This window comes from Cryobacterium sp. Hh38, from assembly GCF_004403235.1.
Classification (GTDB): domain Bacteria; phylum Actinomycetota; class Actinomycetes; order Actinomycetales; family Microbacteriaceae; genus Cryobacterium; species Cryobacterium levicorallinum.
Genome location: NZ_SOHD01000046.1, coordinates 22490 through 37458, shown reverse-complemented (window position 1 = coordinate 37458; position 14969 = coordinate 22490). Strand labels below are relative to the sequence as shown.

The following is a 14969-nucleotide window of genomic DNA, read 5'->3' as shown; positions in this document are numbered from 1 at the left end:
ATGATGTCTCGCCAGCGGCGCCTGTTCCTGGGTAGGTCGACGGCGACTCGCGCTGGCGCTACCGGAGTGGTTGTCGGATTGATCGTCGGCATGGGGATGTCGTTGGTGTCAACGCTGCTGCCGACGCCGGCCGAGGCCTCAACCTCGAGTGTGGTGACCGTTGCCGCCCGGGGATACGACCTCGACTACGGCAATGCCCCCTTTCCCGACCTCGCGGTGACGGTGTCGAAAACCAGCGAACTGGTCTCCCAGGGAATTCTGGTGAGTTGGACCGGAGGCAAAAAATCCGTGCGACCGCAGGGAAGCGTTGGCGGCGAAAACTTCATGCAGATCGCCCAGTGCTGGGGCGAGGACCCACTGAACCCGGGACATCCCGACCGTACGACGTGCCAGTACGGCGCGTTCCCCAACGTCGGCCGCGACTCCAACGTCCTCGACAACGTCACTGACCCCAACGACGAGGCGTTCAATCTTAAGAGCATCGCGCCGGAGGACGAGCAATACACGGCCAAGGGCACCGGCGCATTGGTGCCAACGTACACGTCCATTCCGTTCCGGGCTGTGAGCGGTGAAACGGTCGCGTCCGTGGCGCCGAATGCCGAAGGCGTGCTGAAACACGATACGTCCATTGACGTGAATACGAACGAGTTCTTTACCCAGTTCACCTCCAACGAAATCAAATGGGCCGGCGCCGATGACACTGGAGCTGGTTCCGTAAAGTTCGAGGTTCAAACGTCGATGCAGTCGCCGGGTTTGGGCTGTGGCCAGCCGATCATCGTGAGCGGTCGACCCATTGTTGGGCAGTCCTGCTGGCTCGTGATCATCCCCCGCGGCACCGGCGACTCCGGCGTAAAGAGCATCACCAGGCCGGGTCTGTTTTGGGATGCCTGGCAGCATCATGTCGCCGTCAAGCTAGATTTCAAACCGGTCGGCATCCGCTGTGAAATCGGTGGGGCCGAAGCCGCACTTTCGGGCAGTGAACTGATCGGGGGTGCGATCGCATCATGGCAGCCCAGCCTCTGCGCGGGTACCACGAACTCGGCCTTCGTCTTGAGCACGGGCAATGAAGCGGATGCTGCGTTCAAGGCAAGCAAGACCGTGCCCAGTCCGCTGGCGCTCACGTCCCGGCCCCTAGGCGCAGACTTCTTGAACGGAGCCGCTGACCCTCTGCAGTACGCTCCCGTCGGAATCTCTGGACTGTCCGTTTCGTTTGCCGTCGACCGCCGCGTCACACCGATCGACGGCATCAAACAAGAATATAAAGACCGGGAAACGCAAGCTTTTTCGAGCCTCAAGCTCACTCCGCGCCTCGTGGCGAAGCTCTTAACGTCGTCCTACATTTCGTCCCTGCCGCCGGGGGCTGACCTGACCCACGTGAATTACCACAGTTTTGCTGATCAGGGTAAAAATCCAGCCAACCTCACGCGCGATCGTGACTTTCTCGCGATCAACGACGAGGAATGGGCTTCTCAGGACCTGAACAGTACGTCTTTGGCTGACCTTCTGATTCCCTCAGGCCGGTCAGACCTAGCCGTGGCTCTGTGGCGTTATGTTCTGAGCGATCCGGACGCCGTTGCTTTCCTGTCCGGAACACCGGATCCCTGGGGCATGATCGTGAACCCGTGGTATTCCACGAGTGCAACGGTCAATCCGAGCACGGTTGGCCTGAGTCTGCCGCGGGACAATTTTCCCAAGGCGGACCCCGTTGAGAAAGCCGGAACGACCGGGTCCAATGGGGAGGGTCCGGTGAATCTCGTAACCTGGCGCCCCTACACCTCGGACTTCGAAAATGGCGCCTATCTGACCCTCCGTGGTGACGGCCAGCTGCTCGGCGGTTGGGACACCAGCTACACGCCGCCGAAATATGCCAAGACCGCACGCAGCCTAGTTGGTGAGCAGGGTGTTCTCGGGTTGACGACAACGGCTTCCGCCGCTCGGTATCAAAACGTTACGGCGTCGCTGTTGAATCCGGCCGGCGAGTACGTCACACCAACGGAGTCGTCTCTGACCGCCGCCGCCGCGGCAATGACACCTTCTGTGGTCCAGCCGAAGGTTGTGGAATTTGATCCGGATTCATCGGCTGCGATCGCGGCATCCAATGCTTACCCCCTGGCCATGCCAATCTATGCAGCGCTGAACCCATTGCAGACCGATGCCGTTCTTCGTGCCAAGTACGCCAATATGATCCGCTACGCTGTGGGTGCCGGACAGATATCCGGCCCGGAGATTGGGCAACTGCCCGAGGGGTATGCCCCGCTGCCGGCAAGCTGGGTATCCCAGGCTCAGACTGCGGCCACCGCCATTGAGAAGGGCATCAGCCCGATCCCTGCGGCTGTCGCGAACGTCGCCCCAACATCGGCGGCGGTGGCGGTGGCGGCCAGCGCACCCCGGCCGGGTTCGGTCCAATCACCCGTCATGGCGCCTGAGACCGCGCCGGTCGTGACGACACCGGCAGTTACCGGCAATGCCGCCGGACCTTTGCTCGGGCTGGCCACCCCCAAGGACCCTCCGGCAGGTCCGGCGGGACTGGCTATACCGGCCGGACTATTATCCGGCCTCGCGGCTGCTGGTGCTGTCCCCATGATTTCGCGCTTCCGAAGAAGACTTTGAGGCGTTGAGGCTTGACCGTTCGACCTCCAGCATTCCGGTCGGATCGGTTTAGGAGAAAAACGGACTCGATCGAGTCCGTTCCAAGGTAAGAGACCGAAAGGCATAACAGTGATTTCGAAGAGGACTATTGCACTTTGCGCAACAGTCGGCGTTGTCGTTTCCGGCATCGTCATCTCCGCTCCGGCACACGCCGAGCCCGTTTCCAACAGCTACTCGATTGTCGGTTCCGACACCCTCGAAGACGTCGTCAACGCACTCGCCAACGGGACTGCCATCACAGGCTCGAGCGTTCGTTCCACGGTCAACAACACCACCATTGGTTCGTTTGACGCCACTGGTTCTCCTTACATCACCACAAAATCTTCCGGAGTAAGGTTCGGCCGACCCAACGGTTCCGGCGATGGCGTGAAGGCACTCAGCCGCTCGATTGACGGTGCCGCGTATACGTCCGCCACGGTCGGGAGCCCTGCGAGCGTGGTCATCACCGGTCAGGTGGATATTGCCCGCTCATCCAGTGGTGGCACGGCCAACGCCGCGGGAGAACTGCTGTACGTTCCGTTCGGCCGCGATGCCATCGCCTACGCCTACAAGGGTTCGGCAACCGGCATCGAAACTTTGACGGCATCACAAATGAAGAGCCTCTACGAGTGCTCTGCTGGCTTCCAGATCGGTGGCGTAACCGTCACGCCGATCATCCCGCAGGCTGGCTCGGGCACCCGCAAGGACTTCCTGAACAAGATCGGCTCCACCGAAACCCTGATGAAGACGATCAGCGAAGCTGGCTGTGTCGTCGAAGACCAGGAGCACGACGCGACGAACCTCACGGCCGAGTCGGTCATGCCCATGGCTGTTTCCCGTTGGATCGCCATGAACACCGGCGCCAGCTACGACAAGCGCGGTACCGGCACCCTCGGCTCTCTCGTCGCCGGAGTCGTTCCGGTGACCGGAACCGGATCGTCCATGGTTCCGAACGCTCCCTACTACGCCGACACCACCTGGGGTCGCGACACCTATCTGGTCGTGGAGAATGCTCGGGTTGACCCGGCAAGCGCCAAGTTCGACGCCGGCCTCGCCACGCTGATGGACTCCGCCGTATCGAGTGCTCTGACCAATTCCTCGCCCGTGGTGTCGCGTTCGGGAGCAGTGAAGAAGAAGTATGGCTTCCTAGCGCCCACCGCAGGTGTCGTCGCATTCCGCGTTGCCAAGACCGCTTAATCCATTCCCCTAAGCACTGGAAGGTTAAGAAATGTACATGAATAAGAAAATGCGTATTGCAGCAGTCGGTTTCGTCTCCCTGGCCCTCGTGGCCGGTGCGACCGCGGTTGCCTCGGCCGCGGTCCAGCCGAATGGTTCTGACGCAGCGCTGTACAGCTATGACGCGAACATTGCCCTCGTTACCGATCCGTCGACGGTTTTCACCTGGACCGCCGACAACTTTGGCTCGGGTAACAAGGTCTCCTACGATGCGCCGACAACCTGTCCGACAACGGCCGATGATGCCTACATCTTCGTGGCAACGGCCGGAAACGAACGGACGAAGGCTGCGTGGAGCGCCTATGGCGATAGCGCATTTGCACCGGGAACCAAAGACGTGATCGCCGCAACCCTGACCCCCGGTGTTGCGCTGACCTCAGGTAACTACGGCACGGTCAAGTCCAACGGTGGAACGTACAGCCTCGGTATCGCGTGCACGAACAACAACGGCAACACCATCGTCGGAGCGTTTTACCGTACGGCATCCATCACCGCCGGCACCGGCTCCTACACGATGACCGCGGTGACGGAAGACACGACGACGCCGCCGCCCCCCGCCAACACCGACACTACCGGCAGCGTCGCGATGTCGCCCCAGACTGTCGGCGCCAACGACGGAGTGCTCAGCTTGATCGTTCCCGTCGGTGCCGCGGCTGTATTCGCCGCCCCAACCCTGGTCAACAACAAGTCGACCACGACCGGTACTTTAGGCAACGTGACCGTCGCCGACGGTCGTAGCGTCAGCCGTAAGGGTTGGGACCTGAATTCCAGCGTCACCGACTTTGTCAACGCCAGTGACGCTACCAACACGATCAGCAAGGCTCAGCTCGGTCTGATACCGAAGATCGTCTCCTCCGAAGCGACCGGCGTGACCGCTGGTACCGCCCAGGTCGCCGGTTTGGCAACGTACTCGTCGCTCTTCGCGTCGGGCGCAGCGGCAAACACGGTGGGCAACACTGTGCTCAACGCCGACCTCACGTTTGTGGCGCCAGCCAACAAAGCTGCGGGCACCTACGTCTCGACCCTCACCCTCACGGTCGTCTCGAAGTAACGACTCCTCGGTAAAAGCAAGATCCCGATAGCAGGGGGAGAGGTGGTGGGGCGCCTCTTCCTTTGCTTTCACTTGTCGACATTTGTGCAGAAAAGAGAAAGTCCAGCGTGATGATCCATCGCCTTATACGCCCTCTCGGTCTGTTGGCCGGAGCGCTCCTCATCATCGGATTGACCGTGGGAACGGGAGCGGTGCAAGCCATGAGCTCATCGGCAGCCGAGTCCGACGGTATTGCGGGTGCCCCCTCAGCCGACGGTGGGGTCGACCAATCCCGCTCGCGCTACAGCTACCAGATGGATCCGGGACAGGCGGTCTCCGATGAGTACCTGGTGCAGAACACCGGAACGACGGCCCAGTCTGTCACCGTCTACGCTACCGACGCCTTCAACGGGGATGACGGCGCCTTCTCGCTCTTAAACGGAGGCGTATCCCCGGTGGACGTCGGACGCTGGGTGACCTTTGCCAACGGCGCGGACCAGATCACAGCGACCTTGGAGCCCGGCGCGTCCCAGGTGATTCCCTTCACCGTGACGACGCCCGCTGATGCCCGTCCCGGGGACCATGCCGGCGGCATAATTGTCTCCGCGCTGTCCCCATCCGGACAAATTTCGCTGGACCGACGGGTTGCCATTCGTCTCTACGTTCGCGTCAAGGGCGCACTTCAAGCGGGCCTGACCATTAGTAGCATTGCGTCGTCCTATCAGGCCGAATTGAATCCGTTTTCTGGCAAGACCCAGCTCACCGTGACGCTCAATAACACCGGCAATGTGGCGCTCGGTGCTACGACCGTGTCGCGAGTGCGCGGCATCTTCGGCATTCCGCTATCAGGAATCAGCCGGGAAGAAATTCCCGAGATGCTGCCCGGCAGCACGCGCACCCTGACCATGACCGTGCCAGGTGTTGGTTCGTGGATTTACCTCAATCCGCAGGTCAATCTTGCCGCAACGATCGACAAAGAAGCCATCAACCCCGGGGTGCTGCCCACCGCGAGTCGGGACACCGCCTTGATTGTCGTTCCGTGGGGCGCTCTCATCATCCTGTTGCTCACTGGCCTGATTTATTTCCTAGTGCGGTTCACTCGCCTCAGGGGCGCGCAACGTGCCGCCGCCTGGATCGAATACACCGAGGCCGAGGCGCGACGCCAGGCTCGGGGGGAGTGACGTGACTGTGTCCAACCAACGCCGATCCCCAAGAATTCGACTCGTCGGTGTCCTTGCCCTTCTCGTTTTCTTGGGCTCAAGCACCGGAATATCGGGCGCCCAAGCCGCGAACGATGACAGCGGTATCGGCATTAGTGTTCCCGTCGTTGATTCGGCGACGGCGACAGAGCCGCAGTCCACTATCGCCCTGCCGTTTGGGTCGTCAGCGACGAACGCGCCGGTGGTCATCACCCTCACAGGCCTCAAGCCTTTCTCGTTTATAGAAATTTTCGTCAACTCCACACCGGTCTTGCTCGCGAGCGGTCACGCTGATGCTGCCGGATCATTCACCGTTTCGGTGGCTCTGCCCGCCGGGCTGGAAACCGGTAATCACACCGTGTCGGTGACCGGAACGAGAGCAGACGGGACGGCAGCGGACTGGATCATTTCACAATTCCTGATCACTGCCGGTGGACTCCTGGCACAGCCGGAGACGCGCGCGGCACCCTCAGCGGCGTCCATAATCCCGTCAGTGAGGAGCATCACCAGCCCGTTAGTTGGCGTGACTGAAGTCGTGGCGAACACTCCGGCTGCCGCGGCCGATGCACTGGGTGAAGTCCCATTTGATTTGGGCGGCGTCTTCTACTTGAGCGGCTTGGTTGGCAGCGCAGCGTCGGTCGTTGGTCCCGAAGGTGGGGACATCACCCTCGCGTTCACGGCGAAGAATGTCACCTCGTGGCCGCTCAGCGCTGACTTGCGATTCTGGCTGGAGAACTCCGTTGGAATGGACGTTGCCCATCCCACCGACAGTCGCGTGATTGATCTGGAGCCGGGGCAAACGAAGACCGTCAGCATCACTCTGTCTGACGTTGGCCAGTGGGGCGTTCTCAACGCCCATATGACCTTCACTCCGCCAGATACCGTAAACGGAGCCGTGCTAACTCCGGTCACCCGCGACACCCTGGTGATCCTGCCCCCCTACTTCGTGATGCTTGTTGTGGGCATCCTTGGCGTACTTGTCTTCGCTGCACGCTTTTTATTGGCGTGGCAGCGGTCTCGTCGCCAGAATGCGCCGGCAATCGGTGCGTCTGAAGTCTCGGTCGAGGCCACAACATGATGAGTGCCAGGCGCAGCCTGCCGTCGACCCGACGCCTACTGCGGTCGATCCGCCCAGCACAGCCGCGCCAGCGGATTATGCCTCCACGTGGCTGGAAGCCGGGTCAGACCCTTCCAACCAAACCGCCACTGTGGGCGGCGCCGGTGGCGAGCCCGCGGATCGTGCTGACCGCGCGAGAACGGCTCGTTCGGAGTTCCCTGGCCATGGTCGCCGCGCTTCTCTTCGGCTTTTTGGCGCAGGTGACCGTTGTTGGACAACTCCAACACCTCGTCGCTCAACAACAGCTCACCGACACATTTCGCCTCCAGCTGGCCGAGGGAACGGCCCCGGTCAGTGAGGGCACGGTCGAGAAGGTGCTGCTCGCCGATGGTGCCCCGGTTGCACTCATCGACATCCCGGCCCTTGACGTTCACGAAATCATCGTAGAGGGAACGGACTCGGGTACGACCCAAAACGGGCCGGGTCACCGCCGCGACACTGTGCTCCCCGGCCAAGCGGGAGTGAGCGTGGTGATGGGGCGTGCCGCAGCCTACGGTGCACCGTTCGCGCGCATTCAGGAGCTGCGACCCGGACAGAAATTCACCGTGCTGACCGGTCAGGGCAAGTCGACTTTCTCGGTCATCGGGGTTCGGTATGCCGGCGATCCGGCTCCGGCATCGCCCCGAGCTGACCAGGGTCGTCTCATCCTGGAGACGGCTCGCGGTTTGGCCTTTGTGCCCAATGGCATTGCCAGGGTGGATGCCGAATTAGTCAGTACAACGCACCCAGCCGGTCAGCGCCAAACCACCTTTGCCACTCTCCGTCCGGCCGAGCGGGAACTTGCCAGTGACCTGTCTACGGTATGGGCGCTGGCCTTTGCCCTGCAATTCTTTCTGCTGGTCGAATTTGCCGTGGTCTGGTCCATTCCTCGCGTTGGCGCACAGAAGACCTGGATCGTTTTCATCCCGGTGGGAGTGCTGAGCGGTCTGGTCGTCGCCGACCAGGTCGTCCGGCTGCTGCCCAACCTGCTCTAACTCGCTCTGCCACCAGTATTTTTTCCTTCAACTATTCATATCGTCCCGAGTCACGGGGCACTAAAGAAAAGATGTGGTCATGACTCCACTGTTCCGCGACGATGACCGAACCCTTACATTGCCCATGCAGGGGGCGTCGCGCTCGAGCCTGGTCGGGCGGCTGCACGCGCCCGTGAATCAACTACGTGCGCGCGCTCCCTGGAGCCGACGTTCGGTCGACTCCTCAGAATCGGCACGGGGCGTCGCAGCAGCGGGAGTATCCGCTCCCGAACAGACAAACATCCCAGCGCTGGCCACCCTGGAAGGCCGCAACGTCTCAGCGTGGTTCGGTGAACGCCAAGTGCTCGACCGAGTGTCACTCACCATGCCGGCCGGTGTCATTACCTCGTTGATCGGCCCATCAGGCTGCGGAAAATCCACGTTTCTGCGCATCCTGAATCGCATGCACGAGCTCGTGCCATCGGCCAGCCTCGCCGGAGAGGTGCTCCTCGACGGTGAGGACATCTACAACGCAGAACGCAAGCTCGTTGATGCCAGGAAGAGCATCGGTATGGTCTTTCAGAAACCAAACCCGTTCCCGTCGATGTCCATCTACGACAACGTGATTGCGGGCCTGACTCTCACCGGTACCAGGGCATCGAGTGCCGAAAAGGACTACCTCGTTGAAAGTTGCCTCACCAAGGCCGGGTTATGGAAGGAGGTGCGAGACCGACTCCGCTCGCCGGGAAGCGGGTTGTCCGGCGGACAGCAGCAACGCTTGTGCATTGCCCGATCACTGGCGGTTACCCCGCGCATCCTGCTGATGGACGAACCGTGTTCCGCGCTCGACCCGACGTCGACCCGGGTGATCGAAGAGACCATGCTGGAGCTCGCTCAGGAGGTCACGATCGTGATTGTGACGCACAATATGCAGCAGGCGCAGCGGGTATCGCAGAATTGCGCCTTCTTTCTGGCTGCCCAGGGCACGCCCGGTGGCATCGTGGAGCACGGTTCCACCGACGCCATGTTCGGTGACCCGATCGACAGCCGCACCGCCGACTACGTCAACGGTCGGTTTGGATAACCAGCCGGTTTCTGGCTGCGGCAAGCGGATGCCGGCGGGCGGGCATCCGCTTGCCGCGCGTGCAGCAAACGGCCGCGCTGGCGCCGGCGCTTAGTCGAAGTCGAGGCTCAACTTGCGCAGCAGGCCGGCCAGGCGCTCCTGGTCGCTCACCGAGAGGGTCGCGAGCAGAGCAGCCTCGGCTTCGACCAGCCGGGTGATCGCGGCATCCACTCGGCTGAGGCCGGCGGGCGTCATGCCCACCAGGATTCCGCGACCGTCGTTCGGTGCGGAGCGGCGCTTCACGAGCCCGCGTTCGACGAGCCCGTCGATGCGGTTCGTCATGGTGCCGCTTGAGACCAGGGTCTGCTGCAGCAGGGCCTTCGGGCTGAGCTCAAAGGGACTGCCGGCCCGGCGCAGGGCCGACAATACGTCGAATTCCCAGGACGCGAGCTCCGAACGGGAGAATGCGGTACGGCGGGCACGGTCGAGATGCTTGGACAGCCGGGCGACGCGGCTGAGCACCTGCAGCGGCGCGAAGTCGAGATCGGGCCGTTCACGCAGCCACGAATCAACGATTCGATCGACTTCATCATGGCCAGGCATTGCTCCATTATCCCGCTTACCGGGTGCTTTCTTCGCCCAGAGGCCTCTTGCAGGTGCCAGCGGTGCATGCTGGCCGCCGGAATCTGGCAGACTTGACAGGTTGCTGGCCCCGGTCAGCATGGTCCGCCATAGTGTAACGGCAGCACGGCAACCTTTGGAGTTGTTCGGTCCAGGTTCGAATCCTGGTGGCGGAGCCCTCACTTTCTTCACCAAATGCGTTAGGAATCCTGTGACAGACGCCCGCCTCGCCATCATCGTGTTGGCCGCCGGCCAGGGCACCCGCATGAAGTCCAGCCTGCCAAAGCTGCTGCATCCGCTGGCCGGGGTGCCCATCGTCAGTCACGTTCTCGCGACCGCGCGCGCACTGGACGCCGCCCACGTCATCACCGTCGTGCGGCACGAGCGCGACCTGCTCGCCGCTGTCGTCGCGCAGGACCTGCCGGAGAGCACCATCATCGACCAGGACGAGATTCCCGGCACCGGTCGTGCCGTCGAGCAGGCCGTCGCCGCGCTTCCTGCGGGCTGGGACGGTGACGTGCTCGTCATTAACGGTGACGTGCCGCTGCTGAACGCCTCCACGCTCGCCTCCTTCATCGCCTCGCACCGTACCGGTGCCGCCGCCGGCACCGTACTCTCCGCCTACCCCGACGATGCGACCGGCTACGGCCGCATCATCCGCTCGGTCGAGGGTGTTTTCGACCGCATCGTCGAGCAAAAAGATGCGACGGATGCCGAATTGGCCGTCACCGAGATCAACGCCGGTGTCTACCTGTTTGGCCTGGCCGAGCTGCGCAAACAGCTCGCGCAGCTCACCACCGCGAACGCGCAGGGTGAGAAGTACCTCACCGATGTGATCGAACTGCTGCGCCGGGCCGGCTCCGAGGTGAGCGCCGTTCCCGTCGCCGATGCATGGATCGTCGCCGGCATCAACGACCGCGCCCAGCTCGGCGACACCGCGCAGAAGCTCAACGCCCTGATCGTGCGCGGCTGGCAGCTGGCCGGCGTGACCGTGCAAGACCCGGCCACGACCTGGATCGACCTTAAGGCCGTGCTCGCAGCCGACGTCACTCTGCTGCCGGGCACCCAGATTGAGGGAGCCACCGTCGTGGCCACCGGCGCCATCGTGGGCCCGGACACGACCTTGCGCGACTGCGAAATCGGCGAAGGCGCGCGCGTCAACCGTACAGACGCGACCCTCGCGGTGATCGAGGCCGGGGCATCCGTCGGCCCGTTCTCATATCTGCGCCCGAACACAGTGCTCGGTGCCGATGGCAAGATCGGTGCCTTCGTCGAGACCAAAAACGCCCAGATCGGCGCGGGCAGCAAGGTTCCGCACCTGAGCTACGTTGGCGATGCCACGGTCGGGGTCGAATCCAATATCGGCGCCGGAACAATATTCGCCAACTATGACGGAGTGGCCAAACACCACTCGGCGATCGGGTCGCACGTGCGCACCGGGTCGCACAACGTGTTCGTCGCCCCGATTACAATTGGAGACGGGGCGTATACGGGGGCTGGCACGGTCGTTCGCAAAAACGTTCCGGCCGGCGCTTTGGCCATTAACGTGGCCCCGCAACGCAATATGGACGGCTGGGTCGAGACCAACCGGGCCGGCACAGCTGCGGCGACAGCAGCCGCAGCGAGCAGCACCACAGAGACTGGAGAATAAGTGTCGGAAATCAAGACCAGCGGCGACAAACGACTAGTACTGGTTTCGGGGCGAGCACACCCGCAGCTCGCTCTCGATATCGCCACGGAGCTTGGTTCTGAGCTGCTCCACACCGACGCACGTACTTTCGCCAACGGCGAACTGTACGCCCGGTTCGACGAGAGCGTGCGCGGCTCGGATGCCTTCGTCATCCAGTCGCACACCGCGCCGATCAACGAATGGCTGATGGAACAGCTCATCATGGTCGACGCCCTCAAGCGTGCCTCGGCCAAGCGCATCACGGTGGTCGCGCCGTTCTACCCCTATGCCCGCCAGGACAAAAAGGGCCGCGGTCGCGAGCCGATCTCGGCCCGCCTCGTCGCCGACCTGTTCAAGGTCGCCGGCGCCGACCGCATCATGTCGATCGACCTGCACGCGGCCCAGATTCAGGGCTTCTTCGACGGCCCCGTTGACCACCTGTTCGCGATGCCGGTGCTGCTCGAGCACTTCCGCGAGAAGCTCGACCCGGCCACCCTCACCGTAGTCTCGCCCGACATGGGTCGCGTGCGCGTCGCTGACATCTGGAGCGACCGCCTCGGTGTGCCGCTGGCCATCATCCACAAGCGTCGCGACCCGCTCGTGCCGAACCGCGTCTCCGTGCACGAGATCGTCGGCCAGGTCAGCGGCCGCGTCTGCCTGCTCGTTGACGACATGATCGACACCGGACGCACCATCGCCCTGGCCGCCGAAGCCCTCCGTGAGGCCGGCGCCATCGGCGTTGTCGTCGCCGCGACCCACGCCGTGTTCAGCGACCCGGCCGTCGACATGCTGCAGAACCCGGCCATCAGCGCCGTCGTCGTGACCGACACGCTGCCGATCCCGCCGGAGAAGCGCTTCCCCACCCTGACCGTGCTGCCGATCGCTCCGCTGCTCGCGCGCGCGATCCATGAGGTCTTCGACGAGGGTTCGGTCACCTCGATGTTCGACGGTGCCGCGTAGGTTTCACGCGCCTGACGGGCTGATCTCGGGAGGCGGTGGCTGCGGCCATTGCCTCCCGTTCTATTAACGGCGTTAAGTGCGCCAACAACGGATGCTGCCTGCTGCGTTTCGCAGAGATTCGCGCGTTTTCCGTGCCCCGCCTCGAGCATTGGGCAGTACATGGGGCCGAAGGTGGCATCTCGTGGCGGCTGCCTCGACGAGCCGTGAGTTTTGATCGCCGAGCCGTGAGTTCGCGGCCGTTTTGCGTCATTTTCGGGTCAGAACTCACGGCTCGGCAACCAAGTTCCGACGGATGCTGCAGCAGGCATCCGTTTCACCCAGCGCGGGAGTTCCGCCGCTGCGCGGGAGGCCGAACTCCCGCGCACTGGCGCAAGTCCTGCGCAGCGCAGCTAGGTGCGGGTGGCGGGGGCCAGCTGGCGCGGCGCGGCGGGGATGATGCCGAGCGGCGTGACGAAAGTGTCGCGCTCGTTCTGGTCGATCGCATAACACTGCCAGCCGAATCCGCCGGGTCCGGTCAGGTCGAAGCGGGCATCGAAGTCGACGGCGAAGGGATAGTACTGGGCCACCGCGGCCACGCAGGCGTTGGCCGCGGTGTCGGAGGCGACCCGCATGGTCGTGAGCACGCCCGGCACCACCAGGGCAATGAGCCCGAGCACGACAGCGACCCGCAAAATTGCGGTGAAGTGCTTGCCGCGCAGCGGACGGTAGTTGTCGTTCGGCTCGTAACCGGAGAGCTCGGGGTGGTTGTCAGTCATGGGGAGTCCAAGTATTCCAGACGTGGGTGTGAAGCGACCCGGGTAGACAAAACGGCCGGCAGCATCCGTTATATAAGTGGATACTGCCGGCCGGCAGAACTGCGGGCCTAGTGAGTCGACGCTTCCGTGGCGATCTCGCTGCGGTCGCCCGACCACAGCGTGTGGAAGGTGCCGGGCATGTCTACGCGGTGGTAGGTGTGCGCGCCGAAGAAGTCGCGCTGTCCCTGCACGAGCGCGGCCGGAAGGCGTTCGCTCGCGAGCGAGTCGAAGTAGCTCAGGCTCGAACCGAAACCGGGAACCGGGATGCCCGACAGTGCGGCGGTCGAGACGACGCGGCGCCACGCGGCTTCACCGGAGGCAATGGCCTCGGCGAAGTACGGGTCGACGAGCAGGCTCGGGATCGACGGGTCGTTGTTGTAGGCATCCACGATGCGGTTGAGGAACTGGGCACGAATGATGCAACCGCCGCGCCAGATGGTGGCGATGGCGCCTTTGTCGATGTTCCAGCCGTACTTCTTGGCTCCGGCGATGATCGCGTCGAAACCCTGCGCGTAGGCAACAATCTTCGAGGCGTAGAGCGCCTGGCGTACGTCTTCCTGGAAGGTGTGACCGACCACGGCGATCTCGGGGCGAGCCGTGAGGGTGGCGCGCACGGGGCCGCGCTGTTCCGGGTGGCTGGACACGGCGCGAGCGAAGACGGCTTCGGCGATTCCGCCGACGGGAACGCCGAGGTCGAGCGAGTTCTGCACGGTCCAGACGCCGGTTCCCTTCGAGCCGGCCTCGTCGAGAACGACGTCGATGAACGGGGCTCCGGTCTTGGCGTCAACCTGACGCAGAATCTCGGCGGTGATTTCGATGAGGTAGCTGTTGAGCTCCCCGTCGTTCCAATCGGTGAAGACGTCGGCGATGGCTTCGGGGGAGTGCCCGCCGACCTTGCGGAGCAGGTCGTAAGCCTCGGCGATGAGCTGCATGTCGGCATATTCGATACCGTTGTGGATCATCTTGACGAAGTGACCGGCACCGTCGGTGCCGATGTGGGTGACGCAGGGCACACCGTCGACGACGGCGGCAATGGATTCGAGGATCGGGCCGAGGGTTTTGTACGCCTCGACCGAACCGCCGGGCATAATGCTCGGGCCGTTGAGAGCGCCCTCTTCGCCACCGGAGATGCCGGCGCCGACGAAGTTGATGCCCTTGGCGCTCTGCTCCTTCTCGCGACGGATGGTGTCGGTGAATTCGGCGTTGCCGCCGTCGACGATGATGTCGCCGGGTTCGAACAGCTCGGAGAGCTGGGTAATGACGGCGTCGGTTCCCTTACCGGCCTGCACCATGATGATTGCGGTGCGCGGCTTGGTGAGCGAGGCGACGAAGTCGGCGATGTTCTCGGAGGCGACGAAGTTCGCTTCCGGGTGTTCGGTCGTGAGTAGGCGGGTTCGCTCAGGGGAGCGGTTGTACACGGCGACCGTGTTTCCCTCGCGGCCGGCGAGGTTACGGGCGAGGTTCGAGCCCATCACCGCCAGTCCGACGACACCAATATTTGCCTGCGCTGCACGGGACTCTGACACGTTTTCTCCTTTGGGACTGTATTCAACAGACCATCTTCAACTTTAGTGCACGGGCCTGAGGGCCATGTCTGGCCCGGAAGCTGAATTTGATCGGGAACAGTGTGGTGTTAGCGTTGATGATTGAAATCAGATTTATTGCGATGAAACCGCGAATTAATCCGATGTAATGAAGC

General features: G+C 63.0%; 12 protein-coding genes and 1 tRNA gene. 10 read left to right on the top strand and 3 right to left on the bottom strand.

The window, feature by feature from the left end; all coding sequences use genetic code 11:
• The 7 genes from E3T41_RS16540 to E3T41_RS16510 all read left to right on the top strand — a co-directional run bounded on the left by E3T41_RS16540 (nucleotide 1) and on the right by E3T41_RS16510 (nucleotide 9247).
• Complete coding sequence (locus E3T41_RS16540; protein ID WP_134479417.1) at nucleotides 1-2610, top strand: hypothetical protein; 2610 nt, start codon at nucleotides 1-3, stop codon at nucleotides 2608-2610.
• A gap of 108 nt (nucleotides 2611-2718) precedes the next feature.
• Complete coding sequence (locus tag E3T41_RS16535; RefSeq protein WP_092451617.1) at nucleotides 2719-3825, top strand: hypothetical protein; 1107 nt, start codon at nucleotides 2719-2721, stop codon at nucleotides 3823-3825.
• A 37-nt stretch (nucleotides 3826-3862) separates the two neighbouring features.
• A complete protein-coding gene (locus E3T41_RS16530) occupies nucleotides 3863-4915 on the top strand; it encodes a hypothetical protein (RefSeq protein ID WP_134479416.1) in 1053 nt (350 codons plus the stop codon).
• A 200-nt stretch (nucleotides 4916-5115) separates the two neighbouring features.
• Nucleotides 5116-6075: a WxL protein peptidoglycan domain-containing protein gene (locus tag E3T41_RS16525; RefSeq protein WP_166787622.1), complete on the top strand. Its 960-nt coding sequence runs from the start codon at nucleotides 5116-5118 to the stop codon at nucleotides 6073-6075.
• 1 nt (nucleotide 6076) lies between these two features.
• On the top strand, nucleotides 6077-7171 hold the full coding sequence (locus E3T41_RS16520; RefSeq protein ID WP_134479414.1) for a hypothetical protein: 1095 nt from the start codon (nucleotides 6077-6079) through the stop codon (nucleotides 7169-7171).
• A 143-nt stretch (nucleotides 7172-7314) separates the two neighbouring features.
• Nucleotides 7315-8184 (top strand): sortase, encoded by an 870-nt coding sequence (locus E3T41_RS16515; protein WP_233194925.1) that lies wholly within the window; start codon nucleotides 7315-7317, stop codon nucleotides 8182-8184.
• 289 nt (nucleotides 8185-8473) lie between these two features.
• Complete coding sequence (locus tag E3T41_RS16510; protein WP_241991224.1) at nucleotides 8474-9247, top strand: phosphate ABC transporter ATP-binding protein; 774 nt, start codon at nucleotides 8474-8476, stop codon at nucleotides 9245-9247.
• A gap of 90 nt (nucleotides 9248-9337) precedes the next feature.
• Here E3T41_RS16510 and E3T41_RS16505 read toward each other — a convergent pair whose 3' ends face one another.
• Nucleotides 9338-9829: a MarR family winged helix-turn-helix transcriptional regulator gene (locus tag E3T41_RS16505; RefSeq protein WP_092451627.1), complete on the bottom strand. Its 492-nt coding sequence runs from the start codon at nucleotides 9827-9829 to the stop codon at nucleotides 9338-9340.
• A 122-nt stretch (nucleotides 9830-9951) separates the two neighbouring features.
• On the opposite strand from E3T41_RS16505, the gene E3T41_RS16500 reads away from it, so the two are divergent.
• The 3 genes from E3T41_RS16500 (at nucleotide 9952) to E3T41_RS16490 (ending at nucleotide 12476) form a co-directional block, all read left to right on the top strand.
• Nucleotides 9952-10023, top strand: a tRNA-Gln gene (locus tag E3T41_RS16500).
• A 35-nt stretch (nucleotides 10024-10058) separates the two neighbouring features.
• Entirely contained in the window at nucleotides 10059-11498 is a 1440-nt protein-coding gene (gene glmU, locus E3T41_RS16495) for a bifunctional UDP-N-acetylglucosamine diphosphorylase/glucosamine-1-phosphate N-acetyltransferase GlmU (protein ID WP_134441626.1), read from the top strand.
• Entirely contained in the window at nucleotides 11499-12476 is a 978-nt protein-coding gene (locus E3T41_RS16490; RefSeq protein ID WP_092340644.1) for a ribose-phosphate diphosphokinase, read from the top strand.
• A gap of 389 nt (nucleotides 12477-12865) precedes the next feature.
• Here E3T41_RS16490 and E3T41_RS16485 read toward each other — a convergent pair whose 3' ends face one another.
• Complete coding sequence (locus E3T41_RS16485; RefSeq protein ID WP_092451631.1) at nucleotides 12866-13231, bottom strand: hypothetical protein; 366 nt, start codon at nucleotides 13229-13231, stop codon at nucleotides 12866-12868.
• Between the two features lie 107 nt (nucleotides 13232-13338).
• The gene (gene gndA / locus E3T41_RS16480) at nucleotides 13339-14796 is read right to left on the bottom strand and encodes an NADP-dependent phosphogluconate dehydrogenase (protein WP_092451633.1); all 1458 of its coding nucleotides are present in this window, start codon (nucleotides 14794-14796) and stop codon (nucleotides 13339-13341) included.
• Nucleotides 14797-14969 lie beyond the last annotated feature (173 nt).

Coding starts and splice junctions, on each gene's coding strand:
- E3T41_RS16540 (WP_134479417.1), top strand. CDS start 1: ATGATGTCTCGCCAGCGGCGCCTGTTCCTGGGTAGGTCGACGGCGACT.
- E3T41_RS16530 (WP_134479416.1), top strand. CDS start 3,863: ATGAATAAGAAAATGCGTATTGCAGCAGTCGGTTTCGTCTCCCTGGCC.
- E3T41_RS16525 (WP_166787622.1), top strand. CDS start 5,116: ATGAGCTCATCGGCAGCCGAGTCCGACGGTATTGCGGGTGCCCCCTCA.
- E3T41_RS16505 (WP_092451627.1), bottom strand. CDS start 9,829: ATGCCTGGCCATGATGAAGTCGATCGAATCGTTGATTCGTGGCTGCGT.
- E3T41_RS16485 (WP_092451631.1), bottom strand. CDS start 13,231: ATGACTGACAACCACCCCGAGCTCTCCGGTTACGAGCCGAACGACAAC.